14 protein-coding genes are annotated in these 17241 nt (G+C 64.7%); 10 read left to right on the top strand and 4 right to left on the bottom strand.

All coding sequences use genetic code 11. The features are described 5' to 3' along the window. The first annotated feature begins 63 nt into the window (after positions 1-63). The 3 genes from HWX32_RS06400 (at position 64) to HWX32_RS06390 (ending at position 3410) form a co-directional block, all read left to right on the top strand. Positions 64-1173, top strand: coding sequence for a trypsin-like serine protease (locus HWX32_RS06400; RefSeq protein WP_175935217.1), 1110 nt, complete (start codon positions 64-66; stop codon positions 1171-1173). Between the two features lie 134 nt (positions 1174-1307). Beyond that, positions 1308-2441, top strand: a complete 1134-nt coding sequence (locus tag HWX32_RS06395; RefSeq protein WP_175935216.1) for a trypsin-like serine protease — start codon at positions 1308-1310, stop codon at positions 2439-2441. 39 nt (positions 2442-2480) lie between these two features. Continuing rightward, complete coding sequence (locus HWX32_RS06390; RefSeq protein ID WP_175935215.1) at positions 2481-3410, top strand: trypsin-like serine protease; 930 nt, start codon at positions 2481-2483, stop codon at positions 3408-3410. A gap of 61 nt (positions 3411-3471) precedes the next feature. On the opposite strand, the gene HWX32_RS06385 is transcribed toward HWX32_RS06390, so the two are convergent. From HWX32_RS06385 to putP, 3 genes are all read right to left on the bottom strand, one after another. Continuing rightward, a complete protein-coding gene (locus HWX32_RS06385; protein ID WP_075467331.1) occupies positions 3472-3954 on the bottom strand; it encodes a DUF2269 domain-containing protein in 483 nt (160 codons plus the stop codon). A gap of 33 nt (positions 3955-3987) precedes the next feature. Next, positions 3988-4614 carry a DUF1524 domain-containing protein gene (locus HWX32_RS06380; RefSeq protein ID WP_075467334.1) on the bottom strand — a complete coding sequence of 209 codons (627 nt, stop codon included), beginning with the start codon at positions 4612-4614 and terminating at the stop codon, positions 3988-3990. A 63-nt stretch (positions 4615-4677) separates the two neighbouring features. Then, positions 4678-6234 carry a sodium/proline symporter PutP gene (gene putP, locus HWX32_RS06375; RefSeq protein ID WP_175935214.1) on the bottom strand — a complete coding sequence of 519 codons (1557 nt, stop codon included), beginning with the start codon at positions 6232-6234 and terminating at the stop codon, positions 4678-4680. Between the two features lie 163 nt (positions 6235-6397). On the opposite strand from putP, the gene HWX32_RS06370 reads away from it, so the two are divergent. From HWX32_RS06370 to HWX32_RS06345, 6 genes are all read left to right on the top strand, one after another. After that, the gene (locus tag HWX32_RS06370) at positions 6398-9535 is read left to right on the top strand and encodes a DEAD/DEAH box helicase (RefSeq protein WP_175935213.1); all 3138 of its coding nucleotides are present in this window, start codon (positions 6398-6400) and stop codon (positions 9533-9535) included. Beyond that, positions 9528-10340: a hypothetical protein gene (locus tag HWX32_RS06365; RefSeq protein WP_075467343.1), complete on the top strand. Its 813-nt coding sequence runs from the start codon at positions 9528-9530 to the stop codon at positions 10338-10340. Before HWX32_RS06370 ends, HWX32_RS06365 begins: the two co-directional genes overlap by 8 nt. A gap of 57 nt (positions 10341-10397) precedes the next feature. Beyond that, on the top strand, positions 10398-11588 hold the full coding sequence (locus HWX32_RS06360) for an exonuclease SbcCD subunit D (protein WP_175935212.1): 1191 nt from the start codon (positions 10398-10400) through the stop codon (positions 11586-11588). A 4-nt stretch (positions 11589-11592) separates the two neighbouring features. Beyond that, positions 11593-14271: an AAA family ATPase gene (locus tag HWX32_RS06355; RefSeq protein WP_175935211.1), complete on the top strand. Its 2679-nt coding sequence runs from the start codon at positions 11593-11595 to the stop codon at positions 14269-14271. A 66-nt stretch (positions 14272-14337) separates the two neighbouring features. Next, complete coding sequence (locus HWX32_RS06350) at positions 14338-14811, top strand: MarR family winged helix-turn-helix transcriptional regulator (RefSeq protein WP_175935210.1); 474 nt, start codon at positions 14338-14340, stop codon at positions 14809-14811. A 98-nt stretch (positions 14812-14909) separates the two neighbouring features. After that, the gene (locus tag HWX32_RS06345; protein ID WP_175935209.1) at positions 14910-15137 is read left to right on the top strand and encodes a PspC domain-containing protein; all 228 of its coding nucleotides are present in this window, start codon (positions 14910-14912) and stop codon (positions 15135-15137) included. A 24-nt stretch (positions 15138-15161) separates the two neighbouring features. Here the strand turns inward: HWX32_RS06345 and HWX32_RS06340 are convergent, their stop codons facing one another. Further along, complete coding sequence (locus HWX32_RS06340; RefSeq protein WP_175935208.1) at positions 15162-16493, bottom strand: hypothetical protein; 1332 nt, start codon at positions 16491-16493, stop codon at positions 15162-15164. Positions 16494-16525: 32 nt separating this feature from the next. Between HWX32_RS06340 and HWX32_RS06335 the strand changes: the two genes are divergently transcribed. After that, a complete protein-coding gene (locus HWX32_RS06335) occupies positions 16526-16972 on the top strand; it encodes a hypothetical protein (RefSeq protein ID WP_175935207.1) in 447 nt (148 codons plus the stop codon). Positions 16973-17241: the final 269 nt, after the last annotated feature.

Below are 17241 nucleotides of genomic sequence, written 5' to 3'. Positions count from 1 at the left end.
CGCGATTTCTTTCTCGGGAGGATAAGATGCATGTGTCTGTGCATTCCCGAGAAAGAGATTCAAATGAAAGGCTTCCGCCGTGTCGCCGCAGCGCTTACCGCGCTGACTCTCCTTGTCACTCCCGCTACCGTGTCCGCGGCCGTGCCCACCCAGCCTGTGCAGGGCGCGACCATTGTTTTCGAGGACAATACGCGATGCACGATCGGTTACAACGACCACGGGAATGGCGTCAGCTACACAGCTGCACACTGCGCTCAGAAAGGCGCCCGCGTGGCGTTGGTAGACACGAAGTCGGGCATCCGCTCAAAAATGCTTGGTACGTTCGAGCCGTCCGAAAACTTCCAGTTCCCGTTGGGCAACGACTGGGGTCGAATCAAGTGGGATGAGGGGGTGACCCTCGGGGGCAACGTCTACTCGGGCGACACGATCGTCTCGCTCGATGATGTGCGGGCGGGCGAGCAGGTCTGTTTCCACGGCGAGGTAACCCACGAGAACTCGAATGACGTGGAGTGTGGCGAGTACTCCGACCGTGGTGGTCAATCGTTTGTCACCAATATTAAAAGCGCTGCGCACGGTGATTCGGGCGGGCCAATGTGGATCCCGGGTCGTGGCTTCATCGGCGTCGTTTCCGGTGGGTCGACCGTGGGCGGTACTGGTTTTACTCTGACCATCGGTGATGAAAAGAAGGTGGCAAAACCGGTGCTTTGGGGTGCTGCCCCTTTTGACGGTGAGCGCATGGGTGAGCAGGAGTACGTCAAGAAATCCCTCAAAGCCGGCGGCGTGGAATTGCCGGATAACCTGAACATCCGGATCGACCTTCCTGATTACCCGCCGATGGTTCCGGCACCCGTGGCGCCCACAACCAAGCCCGCGGCAACTTCAGAAAATAACGAGACGCGCAACCCGGTCGCGCCGACCCCGACGTCCACCTCCCGCGTCGCGCCGACTCCGACCCCGCAGCAGTCAACGTCGCCGACAGTTGTGGCGTCTACCTCTACCAGCGCTGTTGCTCCCGCAACGACGACCACCTCAACTACACCAAACACGGCCGCCACGACGGGCAACGCCTCCGCTGGTGGCTCGAGCCTGTCTACCGGCGCGATTATCGGCATCGTTGTAGCGATCATCGCGGCCGTTGGTTTGGCTGGTGCGGCCTTTATGCAGATGAGGTAGACGTCGATAAGCAAATGCGTCAAACGCTTCAAGTGTGATCCTTATCGCCACAACTAGCCCCTAAAAGTGAAGTCTTTTAGGGGTTGAGCGACTTAGAATAAGGAAGTCATTACTTCCCGAAGAAGGTTCCACAAATGAAGAAGTTCCGCGCAAGCTTGGCCGCCGTGGCCACCGCTGCAGCAGTCCTGAGCCCGGTCACCGCATCCGCCGCCGCTCCCACCCAACCGGTGCAGGGGATGACCATTTCGATCGGAATGACAAGTGAATGCACGCTCGGCTTCAACGACCACGCCAGGGGCGTCAGTTACACCGCAGCGCACTGCGCCAACGGAGTTAACAATCGCGTGCGGCTTGTGAATACGCGTACGGGGCAGAAATCCCGGACCCTAGGAACCATTACGCCGTCGAGCCGTTACGTGAGCAGCCAGCTGGGGAACGACTGGGCTGAGATCATCTGGGACAAAGGCGTGACGCTGGGGGCCAATCCGTACTCCGGAGACACCATGCTCACTCTTGATCAGGTGAAACGGGGTGAGGTGGTCTGCTACCACGGTGAGACCACCCACAGGGACTCCAACAAAGACTCATGCGGTTCGTACGTGGGAAGCGTCGAGGAATCGTTCGTTACCGACATCGCGGATGGACTGCCGGGTGACTCTGGTGGTCCGATCTGGGTCAAGGACCGCGGTTTCATCGGAGTCGTTTCGGCCGGTACTCCGAAGACAGGGATTGGGGCTCCACCCGTTATTAATGGAATGGCTCTTGAGGGCGACCCGGTGCTGTGGGGTTCTGCTCCCCGAGACGGTGCGGCGCTAGACCCCGTGAAGGTGGGCTTGCTTCAAGCACAGGCTTCAAAGATTAACCAGAAGGTTCAAGATCTTCTCCCACCTGGTTGGGCCGTGCTTGATCCGGATGACCCGATGTTTGAGGACTTCCCATGGGACGAAGTGTTTCCCTCGGGCCCTGCACCTTTTGTGCCGTCGATCCCGCCGACACCGTCAGCACCAGACAATCCTGGGGCCGGGGTGAACCCGCAGGCGCCCGGCCCGCAGACGTTGAGCCCCCAGGCACCCAGCCCGCAGACGCCTGCGCCCGAACCAACGCCGAACGGTAAATCTTCGAAGTCTTCCGAGAAGACGGATTCGCTGTCCAGTAATGCGGATGCGATGAGCTCCGAGAAGTCGACTGGGGAGATTGTGCTGATCGTCGTCTCCGTGCTGGTCACGGTGCTGCCGATCGTGCTCAAGCTCGCTCAGGCGTTCATGTAACCGCTCCCTAGTTCCAGAACTCTCACCAGGACACACATCATGAAGACTCTTCGCAACGCCACGGCCGCAGTCGCAGCCGCCACGATTCTCGCCCAGCCTGCCGTCGCTCTCGCCGCTGCGCCGACGGTTCCCGTACAGGGAGGAGCATTCACCACCGGATTCTCCACGTGCACCATCGGGTACAACGACCATGTCAACGGCGTGAGCTACACCGCCGCGCACTGTGGCCGGAAGGGGCAGCGGGTGGCGCTCATCGACCGGCAGACGAACCGAACCTCGCGCCCGATGGGTACGTTCTACCCGTCTGAGAACTACGACCACGGCTACAGCAACGACTGGGCCATTATCAAGTGGGACCCAGGTGTGAAGCTGGGGTCAAACGGATTTTCCGGGAATACGGTTCTCACGCTTGACGAGATGGAACGCGGCGACGAAGTCTGCTGGCACGGCCAGACCTCCCACATGAACACCGAAAATGTGGAATGCGGGACCTACTTCGGCCGTGCGGGGGAGAGCTTCACAGTGCGGGCGAAGAACGCGCGATCGGGCGACTCTGGTGGACCGGTGTGGGCACCGGGGCGCGGGTTTCTCGGCGTAATCTCCATCGGCCCGAATTACGAAGGTAAATCCGGCGACGCACGCATCGGCCTGTACCGCTGGAAGGGCAAGGAAATGGGTTGGATGGCGGCACCCCGCGACGGGCGCAAGCTCAGCGACTGGGAAGCCGAGAACCTCTACACGCGCACTGCCGGCCTGACAAAGGGCGGGGCGATCGACGAGATCATCGGCTCTGCCAACAACGCCAGCTCCGAGATGGGTAGCTCCAACTCCTCGTCGCAGTCGGATCTCTCCAGCGGCGGGACGGTGGGTGACACCGGGCTGTCGGCCGGGGAGATCATCGCGATCGTGCTGGGCATCGCCACGGTGGTCATCCCGATCCTCGCCCAGCTGGCCAACATGTTCATGTAAACCCAACCAACGAAAACGGCCCAGCCTCCACCTTCGGAAGCTGGGCCGCACGCACGTAGGGTTACGCCGGGGCGGGCAGGTACATGAGCACCAGGATGATCACCCAGAGCAGGTTGAAGATGCCGGCACCAGCGTTCGCCTTCGCCTTGGAACCCTCGAAGTCCGAGGTGGCATCGGCCGGGTCCGCGTCGGCCGCCGGCAGTGCGCCGAGGTTGCCCATCATCTTGCGCTGCTGCGGGATCACCATGAACAGCAGGAGCGCCCACGCGATCACCGACAGGATGATCGCGGTGTGCAGCCAGTAGTTCGACTTGTGCGATTCCCAGTCGAACGCCAGCAGCACCAAGCCCAGAAGCGGCACCAGCGCGGAAAGCAGGCCGTACGTCTTGGAGATGCGGTGCAGCACCGAGGCGCGGCCGGTAGCCTCCTCGCTGCCGGAGCGCGCCTCAGCCGCCGCGCGGGGGAACATGGAGGTGGCAACAACCACTGGGCCGAGCAGCAAAATCGCCGCCGCGACGTGGAGAATGGTGAAGAAAGTTGTCATGTGGCCCCACCTTACGGCACGGGCAGACAATCGTCACAGTTCACGCCGCGCGGCAAGCCCCGCAATTCCGGAGCACGCGCGGCGCACCGCCTTCAGGTCTGCTTCGGGCAGCGGCAGGGCATATTGCTTGGCGACGTTTACCAGCCTCCTCCCGTACGCACACCCCGCACGCCGATCTGTGGGCATCCACTCGCTGGGCAGTTTGTCGCCTTTTGCCTGGTTGGCTTTGGAGGATACGGCGATGAGGTTGCGCTGGTCGTTGTAAAACGCCGCCCGTTCGTGTGGGGCCCACGTGTGCGCGCCGAGGTCCCATGCGGCGGAGACCGGAAGGATGTGGTCGATTTCTACATCTGCAGGTGCCATCGGCTGGCCGGTGTACGGGTCTGCGATCTCGGCGGTGTCCCAGGCCATCCACGTAACCGCGCACTCCTGCCCGTAGGCGTCGGCGAGCACGGCCTCCCGGGTGGTGCAGCCGCCGTTCGCACGGCCCCAGCCGGGGCCGAACTCCGCACGGTCGTAGCCCACCACCGTGGCGCGCTGCGGGACCAAGGGCGCCTCGATGTGCGAGCGGGGAGTAGGGAAGGGCACCACGGCCGTGGTGGCCACGATGAGGACTGCCAGGTAGATGCGTTGCCAAGATGCAGGAAGGAGCCAAGTCATAGGTATTAGACGTTGGCTGTATGGCTCCGGTTCCCTGAAGCGGAGCCGTCGATAAGCAACTGCTTACTTCACGCGGCGCACCTTGCCCAGCGCATCTTCAAAGGTGACCTCCGGGTGCGCAAGAGCGTAATCGGTGGCGGCGACCGCGTCGTCGAACTCCTGGTCCACGCCCGGCTTCGGCTTCGTGGCCAGCGAGACGATGACCATCGCGATGGCGGCGAAAATCACGCCCGGGACAATCTCGTAGATGATGTCGCCGAAGAAGGTGCCCCACACAAACACCGTCACCGCGCCGACCACCATGCCGGCAATCGCGCCAGGGGCCGTGAGCTTCTTCCAGTACAGCGACGCGACGACCACGGGGCCGAACGCCGCGCCGAAGCCCGCCCAGGCGAAGCCGACCAGCCCCAGAATCGTGTCCGAGGGGTTGAACGCCATGAGCATGGCCACCACCGCGACGAGCACGACCATGGAGCGGGACAGTACCAGCAGGCTGGTCTGGCTCGGCTCCTTTTTGAAGATGCGGTAGAGGTCCTCGATGAGCGCCGAGGACGTGATGAGCAGCTGCGACGACATGGTGGACATAATCGCCGCGAGCACCGCGGTGAGGATGATGCCGGCGATCAGCGGGTGGAACAAAAGCCGCGCGAGGTCGAGGAAGATCGTCTCGAAGCCGGATTGGTCTGTCACGCTGGCCGAAGTGGTGCCGAAGTAGACGGTGGACACCAGGGCGGTGAAGACGGCGCCGATGTAGCAGATGAGCACCCAGCCGATGCCGAAGCGGCGGGCCGACTTCGCTTCCGCCGGGGAGCGCAGCGCCATGAAGCGGGTGACAATGTGGGGCTGGCCGAAGTACCCCAGGCCCCACGCGAGGTTGCCGATGATGGTGGCGGCGGAGACCCCGGCCACCATGTTGAAGTACGTCGGGTTGCCTTCCGGCCAGGGCCCGTACGGGTTCGCGGTGGCGTAGGAGAAGATCTCGCCCGGGTTGTCCACTGCCGCAAGCGCCATCACCGGCACGGTGATCAGCGCGAGGAACATCAGCACGCCTTGCACCACGTCGGTGTAGCTCACTGCGAGGAAGCCGCCGATGAAGGTGTAGAGCACGGTGATCGCGCCGACGATGAGCATGCCGGTCATGTACTCGCCGCCGAACGTGGACTCGTAATACCGCCCGCCGGAGACCATGCCGGAGGAGACGTAGAACGTGAAGAAGAAGATGATGATCAACGCCGCCACCACGCGCAGGATCCGGGAGGTGTCGTGCGTGCGGTTTTCAAAGAAGCTGGGCAGCGTGATCGAGTTATTGGCCACCTCTGTGTAGGAGCGCAGCCTGGGCGCGACCCACTTCCAGTTGGCCCAGGTGCCGATGAACAGGCCGATGACGATCCACAGCTCGCTCATCCCGGCGACGAACAGCGCGCCGGGCAGTCCCATGAGCAGCCAGCCGGACATGTCGGACGCGCCGGCGGAAAGCCCCGCCACAAGCGGGTTGAGGCCGCGGTCGGCCAGCACATAATCGTCGTACTTGCTGGTTTTCAGCCACGAATAGAACCCGATGGCCACCATCACCCCGAAATACAGGACGATGGCTAGGACGAGCCAGAAATTCTCGGACACGTGTGTACTCCTTGCGCGGGGGATTTATCCGGAATAGATTAGCCGACCGCTCCGACGCGCAGGCCACATCCCGTAAGGGAAAATGGCGGGGAAATGCCGGGGAAAGTTTTGCAAGCACTCTGGGGGAAGCAGCGTGTCGGGGGCGGATGGTATAAGGGTCTTTATGCCTAAATTCCTGCTGCACGGGCTCTGGTTGAGCGAAACCGGGCTTGCGGTGTGGGCTGAGCGGGTCGAAGGGCACCGGATTGTCACCATCTCGCAAGTGCCGGAGGGCACGTTCCCGCCGGTGGTGCATTCGCTTCTCGACGATTCTCGGTTCCGCCACCGCCAAGACATCGTGCTGCAGACCCCGAGGGGCCGCCAGGTCACCCTGCGCGCACCCGTGGCCGTGTTCGCGCCCGAGGAGGCGGTGCGCTTCTTGGCCAGCCTGGCGTTTTTGGACGGGCCGTCGCCCGCCGCCACCCCGGCGCAGCGCGAGTCCGTGGCGCCCGACATGTACTGGCTTTTGCGCATGTACAACGGCCTAGTGCAGTTCGCTCAGGCGGGACGCGTGTCCATCCACGTGCCGTACCGCCACGGGCAGTGGTTCGCGCAGTGGCAACTGGGCACGGGTGTGGAGGAGCGCGGTTGGCTCGCCGAGATGCTCGCCGCCGCGCCGGGCGTGCTGACGGTAAACAACCCGAACTTGAGCGAGGACTGCGCGCAGACGTTTACCCACTGGATCACCTCGGCGCTGTTGTACGAGCCGTTCCAGGAGGCGAGCCAGCGCCGCCCGTACCCGTGGCACGATTTCGTATTCTCCCTGGTGTTCGGGACGCCGCTGCGGCGCGGCGGCGCGCAGCTGGCGAAACAAGTGAGCGATTGGAACGGCACGATCACCGCGGTGAACCTGCAGCTGGTGTTCGTGACGGAGCCGCCGGAAGACCCGGTGGACGGTAGCACTGACGCGGAAGAGGGCGCGCTTGTCACGCGCGAGGTGCTGTGGCCGGTGCGGGTGCAGGTGCGCTCGGGCACAGACGCGCCGCGCCCAGTGCGGTTGTCAGACTACGACTCGGTGACGGCGGAGGCGCTGCGCGACGAGCTCTCCACCGCTGTTGAAGTCACCCCGCTGGTCGATCCGTGGGTGCGCGGCTGGTCGCGGCGCAGCCCCGGCACGGTGCCGGACGCAGGCGCCGGTGACTGGGACGTGCTGCTTACCTCGGACGAGATCGTCGACTTTGTCACCCGGGCCGCGACAGCGCTGCGCGTGAACGGTTTCGCGGTGATGCTTCCGCGCGCGTGGTCCACGGCGGAGACCACGTCGAAGTTGCACGTCACGCGCGCGAGCGACCCGCACGATTCCTCCACGGTGTCCATGATGGGGCTGGATACCCTCATGCGCTACGACTGGCGGCTCAGCGTCGGCGGGGTGGAGCTCAGCGACGAGGAGATGGCCGAGCTGGTGCGCTCCAAGTCCGGGCTGGTGAAGCTGCGCGGCGAATGGGTGCTGGCGAACACCCGCGAGATTGAGAAGACGAAGAAGTACCTCGAATCGCTAAAGAACACCTCTGTCGAAGAGGCGAAGCGCGAGGCGGAGGCAGCCGAAACGCGCGCCCGGCTTGCGGAGGCCGCGGGATCAGACGACGCCGAGGAACTTGCCGCGGCAGCCCGGGCGGCGAGGGAACACTACGAGCAGCTCAAAGAAGCTGAGGGAACGGGTGAGGTGCCGGCGAGCGCGCTGCGTCAGCTCGCGCTGGAGGCGGGCCCGGAGCAGCCGGTGGAGTTCACCGGCTCGCCCTGGTTCACCTCGCTAATGGGAGGCGCCGACCGGCCTGCCCCGGAGCGCGTCGAGCTGCCGGAGACCGTGCAGGCCGAGTTGCGCGACTACCAGCGTCGCGGCGTGGACTGGCTGTACTTTATGTCGCGCAACAACGTAGGCGCGGTGCTTGCCGACGACATGGGGTTGGGCAAGACGCTGCAGCTGCTCACCTTGCTCGCCGTGGAGGAGGCCGAGGGGAAAAAGACTGGACCCACCCTTGTGGTCGCCCCGACATCCGTGGTGGGCAACTGGGCGCGCGAGGCGGCGCGATTCGTCCCCGGGATGAAGGTGATGGTGCACCACGGGCCAGCGCGTGCGAAAGGCGACGAGCTTTTTGCGGACATCGAGGCGGCCGATCTAGTGATTACTTCCTACGGCACCATCTCCCGCGACGTGCAGGACTTTTCCCGGGTGCGCTGGGACCATGTGGTGTTAGATGAGGCGCAGGCGATTAAGAACGCGGGCACGCAGGCGTCGAAAAGCGTGCGTGCCTTGCCCTCGCGCCACCGCATCGCGTTGACCGGCACGCCGATTGAAAATAAGCTCTCGGAGCTGCGCTCCATCCTGGATTTCGTAAACCCCGGCATGCTGGGTTCGCAGACGTTCTTCCGCAACCACTTCGCCAAGGCGATCGAGTCGCAGCGCGACCCGGTGCTGGCCGAGGAGATGGGGCAGCGTCTGCAACGGCTCACCGCGTCGTTCATCTTGCGGCGTTTGAAGACGGACACCACGATCATCGAGGACCTGCCGGACAAGGACGAGCACGTCGTGGCAGTGGACATGACCTCCGAGCAGGCCGCGCTATACAAGGCGCTGGTGGACGAGATGAAGCGCGAGCTGGAAAATCGCCAGGGCATCGCGCGCAAAGGGTTGGTGCTGGCCACGATTACGCGCATCAAGCAGATCTGCAACCACCCGGCGCATTTTCTTGGCGACGGTTCCCCGGTCACCGTGAAAGGCAAACCCCGCTCGGGCAAGGTGGAGAAGCTCATGGAACTTCTTGCCACCGCCGCTGAGACGGGCCAGCGCGTGCTCATCTTCACCCAGTACAAGGCGTTCGGCGACATTCTCCAGCCGTACCTGTCGGACCGCCTCGGCGAGGACGTGCCGTTCCTGCACGGCGGGGTGGGAAAAAACGCCCGCGACCGGATGGTGGAGCGCTTCCAATCGCCGGACGGGCCGCAGGCGATGCTGCTTAGCCTGAAGGCGGGCGGCACGGGGCTCAACCTCACTGCGGCGTCCATGGTGATCCACCTGGATCGGTGGTGGAACCCGGCGGTGGAAAACCAGGCCACCGACCGCGCGTTCCGCATCGGCCAGGACAAGGACGTCACGGTGTACAAGCTGATAACCAAGGGCACCATGGAGGAATCCATCCAGGACATCCTGGACGGCAAGACGCAGCTCGCCGGCGCTGTGGTGGGCCAGGGCGAGGGCTGGATCACGGAGCTGGACACCGACGAGCTTGCGCAGCTGATCAGTTATAGGGGGCGCGATGAGTAAGAGACCGAGCGAAGACAACGTCATCTACGCGAACTTTAGGTCGGGCAGCCGCGTCGACAGCGCAGACAAGGTCGCCCCGCCGGTGCGCGAGAGCACGCAGCTTTCCTACTCCGCACCCGCGATGCGCGTGAACAACGCCGCAGTGCGGCAGACGGATGTGGGCCGGGTCAAGCGCGGGCGCGAGTACGCGCAGCGCGGCCACGTGCTGGACCTCACCGCATTCCACGGCGGCATGCGCGCGGCGGTGGTGGGCAGCCAGAACGACCCGTTTGAGGTGGAGATGCGGCTGCCGAAGCGCAGCCAGGGCGACATCGACGCCGCGGTGGGTATCTTGGCGCGCCAGCCGGGCGCGGCGGAGAAGGCCAACCGCGGCGAGTACCCGGACGAGGTGCTCGATGTGCTTATCGCGGACAGTCCGGAGGAGATCCGGTTCTTCTGCGACTGCCCCGATGGCGCCCAGGTGTGCAAGCATGCGGTGGCGTTGGCGGATCGCGCGGCGCGGCTTATCGACGCAGACCCGGTGCTCATCCTCACCATGCGCCAAGTCTCACTCACCGCACTCGAGCAGCGCAAACGCTACGAGTCGGAGGCGCAGATCCGTGAGAACGCTCAGCCCGGCTCGCAGTACTTCTGGTCCGGCCGCGACCTGCCCGGGCTGCCCCGGCCGAAGCTCGCGCCGATGATCGAGGATTCCGATTTAGACCTGTTGCACCGCGCGATGCAGACCATCTCGTTTACCAACATCGACCAGCTGCGCGCGGTCTCCGACATCGAGGATGTCTATGACATGCTCACCCGCGAGTAGAACACGCGTTTGCTTGATCGTGCTTCCGTGTCCACCCCATCTGCTATCCATACACCCATGACCCGCACAACCTTTATCCACACCTCAGACTGGCAGCTCGGCATGCGGCGCAAGTTCTTAGACGCAGATGCGCAGTCGCGCTTCGACGACGCGCGTCTGCGCGCAGTGGAGCGCATCGGCGAGCTGGCGCGCGAGCACGACGCGGAGTTCATCGTGGTCGCCGGCGACACCTTCGAGCACAACGCGCTCGAGTCGCAGACCCACGGACGCGCCCTCGAGGTGCTGCGCACGTTGCCGGTGCCGGTGTACCTGTTGCCGGGCAACCACGACTCGTTGGTGGCGGGCTCCATCCTCACCCGCGCCGGGGGAGTGGCGGAGCTCGCCAACGTGCACGTACTCGCCGACACCGATCCGGTGGAAGTGCGCCCCGGGGTGGAGCTGGTGGGTGCCCCGCTGCGCACGCGCCACGCCTCGGAGGACCTGTGCGCCGCGGCGCTGCGCGGACTTGAGCCGACGGAGGCGGTGCGCGTGCTGGTGGGCCACGGCGCGGTTGAGGGCTTCGGCGACCAGGAGGCGCAGGCGATTATCGACGTTGCCGGACTCGACGACGCGGCCGCCCGCGGCGTGGTGGACTACGTGGCCCTGGGGGATACCCACTCCACCGTCCAGCTCAGCTCGAGCGGGCGCGTGTGGTACTCCGGCGCGCCGGAGACGACAGATTTCCACGACCTCACTCCGGGCGTGAAGGGCGGTGAGACGGATTCCGGCAACGCGCTGGTGGTTACGGTGGAAAAAGACGGCGGCGCATCCACAGTGGAGGTGGAGAAGGCCCCCGTTGGCAGCTGGACGTTCGAGGCGAGGTTCTGGGAGGTCGCGGACGCGGAAGATGTCACGCGCGTGATCGAAGACTTGCAGGCGTACCCGCACAAAGATCGCACCGTGGTGAAGTACGTGTTGGAGGGCACCTTGGGGTTGGAAGCCACCCGTGAACTTGAGGGAAAGCTGGGGGAGCTCGAGCCCGTCTTCGCGGCCCTGTACGAACGCGAACGGCTGATGAATCTGCACCTCGAGCCGGATGATGAAGAGCTGGAGCGCCTGCCACTATCCGGCTACGCCCGCGATGCCATGCGCGAGCTCGTCGGGCGCGCCGCCGCTAACGGTCAACCCGCCGGCCAGGCAGCTGATGCGGAACGCGCTACGGCGCGCGACGCGGTGAACCTGTTGTTCCGTCTCTCTCAGGAGGTGTAGGAGCATGCGCATCCACTCCCTTGTCATCGACAACTTCCGTGCTATCGAGCACCTGGAAATCAGCGACCTACCGGAGCGCGGCGTGGTGATCATCCACGGCTGCAACGAGGCCGGAAAGTCCACCATCCTGGACGCCCTCGACCTCGTGCTGCGCGAGCGCCACTCCGCTGGCGGAAAGAAGATCAAGGTGTTCGCGCCCGCGGGCCGTGACGCTTCGCCGGAGGTGACGCTGCACGCCACGGTGGGCGAGTACACCTTCACCATTCGCAAGCGCTGGCTGAAGGGCAAGCTCGCCGAGCTGACGGTCAGCGCGCCCACGCGGGCGAACTACACCGGGCGCGAAGCAGACGATGTGCTGGAGCGGATCCTGGCGGAGCACATGGACACCGACTTAGCCCAGATGCTGTTTCTGCGCCAAGGGGAGCTCGAGCCGGGCATCGCCGCTGCCGGCATCCCGTCGATCTCGCGTGCGCTCGAGGCGCAGTCCGGCGGCGAGACGGCGGGGGAAGAAGACACCGCACTCATGCAGGCTGTCGAGACGGAGTACGCGAAGTACTTCACCGCCGCCCAGCCTCCCAAGAGGAAGGCCAGCTTCGAGGCGAAGTTCACCGCGGTGCAGACGGCGCAGGCGAAACTGGACGAAGCCGAGCGCACCGTGGCCCAGCTCGCTAACTACGTCGATGAAGTAGAGCGCAGGAAGGAGGAAATCTTCCGCGCCGAAGCGGATCTACCGCAGGCCAAGGAGGAGCTCGCCGCCCGCGAGACGGCGTTTACGGAAGCCGCCCAGCTTAAAGAGCAAGCCGAACGCGCCGCAGAACAACACGCCCGCACGGCGGAGACGCTGAAACGCGCAGAGCAGGACGCGGCTGCCCGTGAGGAACAGGCGGAGCGCGTTGCGACACTGCGTGCCGAGGAAGAGACGCTCACGCAGCAGCTGGAACCGGCCGAAGAGGCACGGGACGCCGAGGCGTTGAGATACAACGAACTTTCCCAGGCCGTCGCCGAAGCGAAGAAGAAGGTCGCCGCGGCGCGTGCCCGGGTGAAACAGTCCCAGGCTGCAAGCGACTACATTCGCGCGGCTGCTCGGTTGAAAGCGTTAGGCGATCAGCTCGACCGCATCGCCGTAGCGGAGCAGCGCTACGCCGACCTGCTCAAAGACATCCCGCGCGAAGTGAGCGACAAGGATGTCAGGGCCCTCGAACAGGCGGAAAGCGAGGTGGCGTTGCAGCGGCGCTTGCGCGACGCAGCATCGGCGAAGCTGCACATCACAGCGGAATCTGCCCGCATCACCGTCGACGGCGAGGATGTTGAGATCAACGGCGCCGAAACCGTTCCGGTTTTCGAGGGCACGCAGCTTCGCCTGGGCGAGTTTGAGCTGGTGTTCCGGGCCGCGACTGGCGCGGAGGATCCCCGTGCCGCGGTAGAGCGCGCTGAGGATGCGCTCGCGGAGCTGTTGGATCGCACTGGGTGCGACACCGTGGAGGCCGCCCGCGCAGCTCGCGACGCCTACGCCACCCACGCCGCGGAGGTGAAGGCGGCAAAGCAGCGCCGCGACGACGCGTTGGCCGGAGCGGACGCGGAAGCGCTGCGCGCGGAGCACGAGCGTCTCAGCTCGGGCCTGGACGAGCTTCGCAGCGCAGCCGAGTTCACCGAGGCGGAGGAGGGCGAGCTCGACGAGCAGGCTGCCGACGCCGCACTACGCGCCGCACAGGAGGAACTCGAGGCGGCTGAACGCGCGGTGGATGCAGCCGACGCGGATTTGAAGCCCTACGCCGAGAAGAGCGCCGAGCGAAAGCTTGAGGTGCTGCGGGTTCAAGCTGAAAGCAAGCGCGCAGAGACAGACGCGGCCGCCGCGAAGCTCGCACAAGCGGAAGAAACTACCCCGACGACCTCGCTCGCCGCGGCCGTGGAGACAGCACGTACCGAAGAGGCTGAGGCAGGGGAGCGGCTCAACGATTTGCAGGCGAAGGTGGAGGAGACCGACCCGGCGCTTGCCCAGCAGCTGCTCTCCGGTGCTAAGGCGCGTCTGCACAACGTCGAAGAGCGCAAGCGAAAAGCCGAGGACCGCGTGCGTGAACTCAGCGGGCACATCGACCTCGCCTCCGGCGCTGCCGAACGCGCCGACCGCGCCGCAGCTGATCTCCAGGCCGCCGAGTCGGAGCTCGAGCGCACGACTCGGCGCGCAGAGGCCGCCCGGCTGCTCTACGACACGATGCGGGCACACCGCGACGCAGCTCGTGCCCGTTACAGTGCCCCGTTTAATGAGGCGATCCGCAACCGCGCCCGCGTGCTCTTCGGGCCCAGCGTGGATTTCAACCTGTCGGACGACCTCACCATTAGCGACCGCACCGTAGACGGTGTGACCGTGCCACTTACGGAACTCTCCGGCGGCACTAAGGAGCAGCTCGCGTTGCTTACCCGTTTCGCTATCGCGGACCTGGTGACTGAATCGGGCGACACCTCGCCGGTGCCCGTGGTAGTGGACGACGCACTCGGAGCCACCGACCCGGACCGACTTGCGCTGATGAACTCCCTGTTCAACCAGGTGGGGCAGCAGGCGCAGGTGCTCGTGCTCACGTGCTTCCCGCAACGGTTTGATCGCGTAGCAGCGGCGAAGACTGTGGACATCGACGAGCTCAAGCAGTCGAGCCTGCAGGAGCGCTTGTCTGACAGAACCCTGTGAGCGAGATCATGAGCGCACGATGAAATTTATAACTGCTATATGCAATTCTTTGGATATCATTCATGCATGACTTCGCACTCCCGCTGGCTCAACGCCGATGAGCAGCACCTTTGGCGGCTGATGCTGGCAGCTTCGCGCAACGTGTCCCGCAACATCGACGACACCTTGCGGGCGTGCTCCGGGCTATCTTCCCCGGAGTTTTCGGTACTCGCGGTTCTTGTAGACGCGGAGGAACAGCAGATGAGGCTGCGCGACCTGTGCGCGGAGCTGGCGTGGGATCGCTCGCGTACCTCCCACCAGGTCACGCGCATGCACAAGCGCGGGCTGGTGGAGAAGCAGAAAAGTCCCGGCGACGCCCGCGGCGTGCTGATCACCCTCACCGACGACGGGCGCAGCCGCCTCGACGCAGCGGCTTCGGACTACGTAGAGACCGTGCGCCGGATGGTGTTCGACCACGTGGACACCAAGAATTCGGATGAGCTGGAGGAGCTTCTGGGCAACATCGGCGCCACCCGGGTGGCGGGTGAGGCGGTCGGCTAACACGCGTTGCGGCCGCCCGAGGAAATCGGTTGGATGGCGGGTAGGTCCTCGCACCCCGCGAGATGCCACCAAGCCCCCAACCGGCCAGGGAGGTCCCCATGTCCACTCCGTATAACCCCGACGCAGCAGGCCCGCAGGAGCCGAAGCGACTTGAGCGCTCCATGTCGGACAAGTTCATCGCCGGCGTCTGTGGCGGTATCGGCAACTACCTCAACGTCGACCCGACCCTGATCCGCATCATTGCGATCATGTTCCTGTTCGTTGGCATTTTCCCGGCGGTACTGGCCTACCTGGTTGCCTGGGTTGTTGTCCCGGCTGAGTTCTAACACCACCCACTCGGCCCAGCCCAGCTACCGCCGCGAGAGCTGGTCGCGAACCGTGGTGAAGCCGTGCTTGTGTAGCAGCGCGGTCCATAAGTACATCGCGGCGTGGTTGGATGCGAGCACGAGATCTGGGTGCGTGCCCAGAAGCAGGCGCCGCACACCTTCGTGGTGGATGTCGAACGGCAGGCTGATTAGCCGCTCCACCTCCCACGCGTCCTGCGCGGCGACGGCCGCCGGGTGGAATTCTTCCCAGCTTCGGTCGATGCGCGCGAGGAACGCGAAGCACGGCTGCCAGCGGAGCTGGTCGAAGAAGAACCCGGTGTCTTCCAGTGAGGTCACGCGCGCGGAGTGGCGGATCTCGTTGCCGATGTTCAGCTCTTCCTCGAGGCCACGCAGCGCGGTCTCCCGTGGGTTAAGCAGGGCGTTGCGGTCCACGTCGGCGGGGTCGACGCCCTCGGCGACAACGTGGATGACGCTGCGCGCGTCGTCAGCATCTAATGCCCCTGCAATCATGAGCTTGCCGCGCACGCCGAGCACGATGCGCTCATCGGAGGTCACCACCGCAGTTCCCGACCCAAGTTTCGCCATCGCCGGCAGTTGATCGAGCTTGTCTATGCCTTGGGGGTCGAAGCCCACCATCTCGCGGGAGAGCTCGCGAAGCGTCGGCCCGCCGTCCACGCGAGCGTCCAGGTTTGCGGTGGTACCGAGGAAGTCGAAGTACTTCGCCGGGGCAGGGGTGAGCGTGTACTGGGGCCGCTTGCGTCCGTCCGCGCCGCGGATGAGGTCCACCTTCGCGTCGACGATGTCCACGGCATCCCCGTCGAACATGGGCAGGCCCTTGCGCCGCGCTTCCTCGGATACTTCGGCGACCACCGCGTCGCGGTGCGCTTTGATTTCGGGCGCTAGCTCGCGTGGTTCGGCGAACGGCTCGAAGACGAGGTCGGCGAGCTCGGTCCACTGCACGCCGGCGTTGCTCGCGCGCACCACGGCCACGTCGGGGATCTCCATGCGCCCGACGCGCACGGACTGGCGCTGCCAGGAATCGCCGGCGAAGCGCTTCAACGTGTCTTGTTCCCGCATGCGCTGAAACTCGCTGAACAGCGCGAGGAAGGCAACACCGGCGGCGGCGAACGCGGTGATCACAGACCCCAGACCCACCAGCACCAGTTCGCGCTTATACGTGCCGTCCTCGGTGGCTAGATACGCCACTCGACCGAGCACCACCAGCGCGACGCCGGCCACCACCCAGCCCGCCACCTTGAATACAGGTGTTGCTTGCGACAGTGACGACGACGCGCGGTCTCTCCACCCCGCCTGTGTCTGCTTTGGGTGGTCGTTGGGCCGCGGTTTTTCCAGCATGCCGGGCATTTTAACCCGCTAGACTCGCACGTATGCGAGAAAGCGTCTACGTCCGCCGCCTCAACGGCGCCATGCTTTGGCTTACGGTTGCGCTCTTGATATCGATGTTTGCGGCATTGGGGCCATTGCTTATCGACGCTTCCGTGCCCGCCCTTATCTTCATCATCGCCACCCTCGCACTTACGGTGGCGCTTGCGCGCATGAAGGCAACCATCCGTGTCAGCGACGAGCGCGTCGCGCTGAGCGTCATGGGCTTAAGCATCGAGGTGCCGCTGAGTTCCATCCGCTCGGTATCTGTCGGCCCGGTGACCGGCCTGAAGGAGGGCGCAGGCGTGCGTGCAGTGGACAACTCCGACGCTTACGTAGTCTCCGGCCCCACAGTGAAGATTGAGACGAACACTGCGGGCTACTTAGCCTCCGCCGAGCGCCCGGGAGAAGTGGTGGAGGACATCCAGTCCCGCCTTGCCGCGAGCCGCTAGCGGTTTCCTTGATTTCCCGAGCCCTTGAACCGTCGTCGAACCCCGAGGTGTCCCCGCTGCCAGCGGGAATCGAGTCTAGGCTGCGGATGAGGTAGATGAGTGTGTTCGAGCCTTCCCGGTTCAAGATGATGAGGCCATCGAGTTTTGGCCCGTTCGGGTCATTGCTTGGGGCCGGAAAACGGATCTCGCGAACTACGCCAGGCTCGTGCGTAACTTGAATCTCGAGCTGGCGACGCTGATTTCGCAACTTTGCCGGAATCTCTGCCATC

Origin of the sequence: Corynebacterium sp. Marseille-P4321, from assembly GCF_903645305.1 — a bacterium.
Taxonomy (GTDB): domain Bacteria; phylum Actinomycetota; class Actinomycetes; order Mycobacteriales; family Mycobacteriaceae; genus Corynebacterium.
Note: the sequence above shows the minus strand (reverse complement) of the source record. Positions and strands in the feature narration are given on the sequence as shown.

What these genes read in the sequence shown, in the direction of transcription:
- HWX32_RS06400 (WP_175935217.1), top strand. Translation starts at nt 64, where the DNA reads ATGAAAGGCTTCCGCCGTGTCGCCGCAGCGCTTACCGCGCTGACTCTC.
- HWX32_RS06395 (WP_175935216.1), top strand. Translation starts at nt 1,308, where the DNA reads ATGAAGAAGTTCCGCGCAAGCTTGGCCGCCGTGGCCACCGCTGCAGCA.
- HWX32_RS06390 (WP_175935215.1), top strand. Translation starts at nt 2,481, where the DNA reads ATGAAGACTCTTCGCAACGCCACGGCCGCAGTCGCAGCCGCCACGATT.
- HWX32_RS06385 (WP_075467331.1), bottom strand. Translation starts at nt 3,954, where the DNA reads ATGACAACTTTCTTCACCATTCTCCACGTCGCGGCGGCGATTTTGCTG.
- HWX32_RS06380 (WP_075467334.1), bottom strand. Translation starts at nt 4,614, where the DNA reads ATGACTTGGCTCCTTCCTGCATCTTGGCAACGCATCTACCTGGCAGTC.
- HWX32_RS06370 (WP_175935213.1), top strand. Translation starts at nt 6,398, where the DNA reads ATGCCTAAATTCCTGCTGCACGGGCTCTGGTTGAGCGAAACCGGGCTT.
- HWX32_RS06365 (WP_075467343.1), top strand. Translation starts at nt 9,528, where the DNA reads ATGAGTAAGAGACCGAGCGAAGACAACGTCATCTACGCGAACTTTAGG.
- HWX32_RS06360 (WP_175935212.1), top strand. Translation starts at nt 10,398, where the DNA reads ATGACCCGCACAACCTTTATCCACACCTCAGACTGGCAGCTCGGCATG.
- HWX32_RS06355 (WP_175935211.1), top strand. Translation starts at nt 11,593, where the DNA reads ATGCGCATCCACTCCCTTGTCATCGACAACTTCCGTGCTATCGAGCAC.
- HWX32_RS06350 (WP_175935210.1), top strand. Translation starts at nt 14,338, where the DNA reads ATGACTTCGCACTCCCGCTGGCTCAACGCCGATGAGCAGCACCTTTGG.
- HWX32_RS06345 (WP_175935209.1), top strand. Translation starts at nt 14,910, where the DNA reads ATGTCCACTCCGTATAACCCCGACGCAGCAGGCCCGCAGGAGCCGAAG.
- HWX32_RS06340 (WP_175935208.1), bottom strand. Translation starts at nt 16,493, where the DNA reads ATGCTGGAAAAACCGCGGCCCAACGACCACCCAAAGCAGACACAGGCG.
- HWX32_RS06335 (WP_175935207.1), top strand. Translation starts at nt 16,526, where the DNA reads ATGCGAGAAAGCGTCTACGTCCGCCGCCTCAACGGCGCCATGCTTTGG.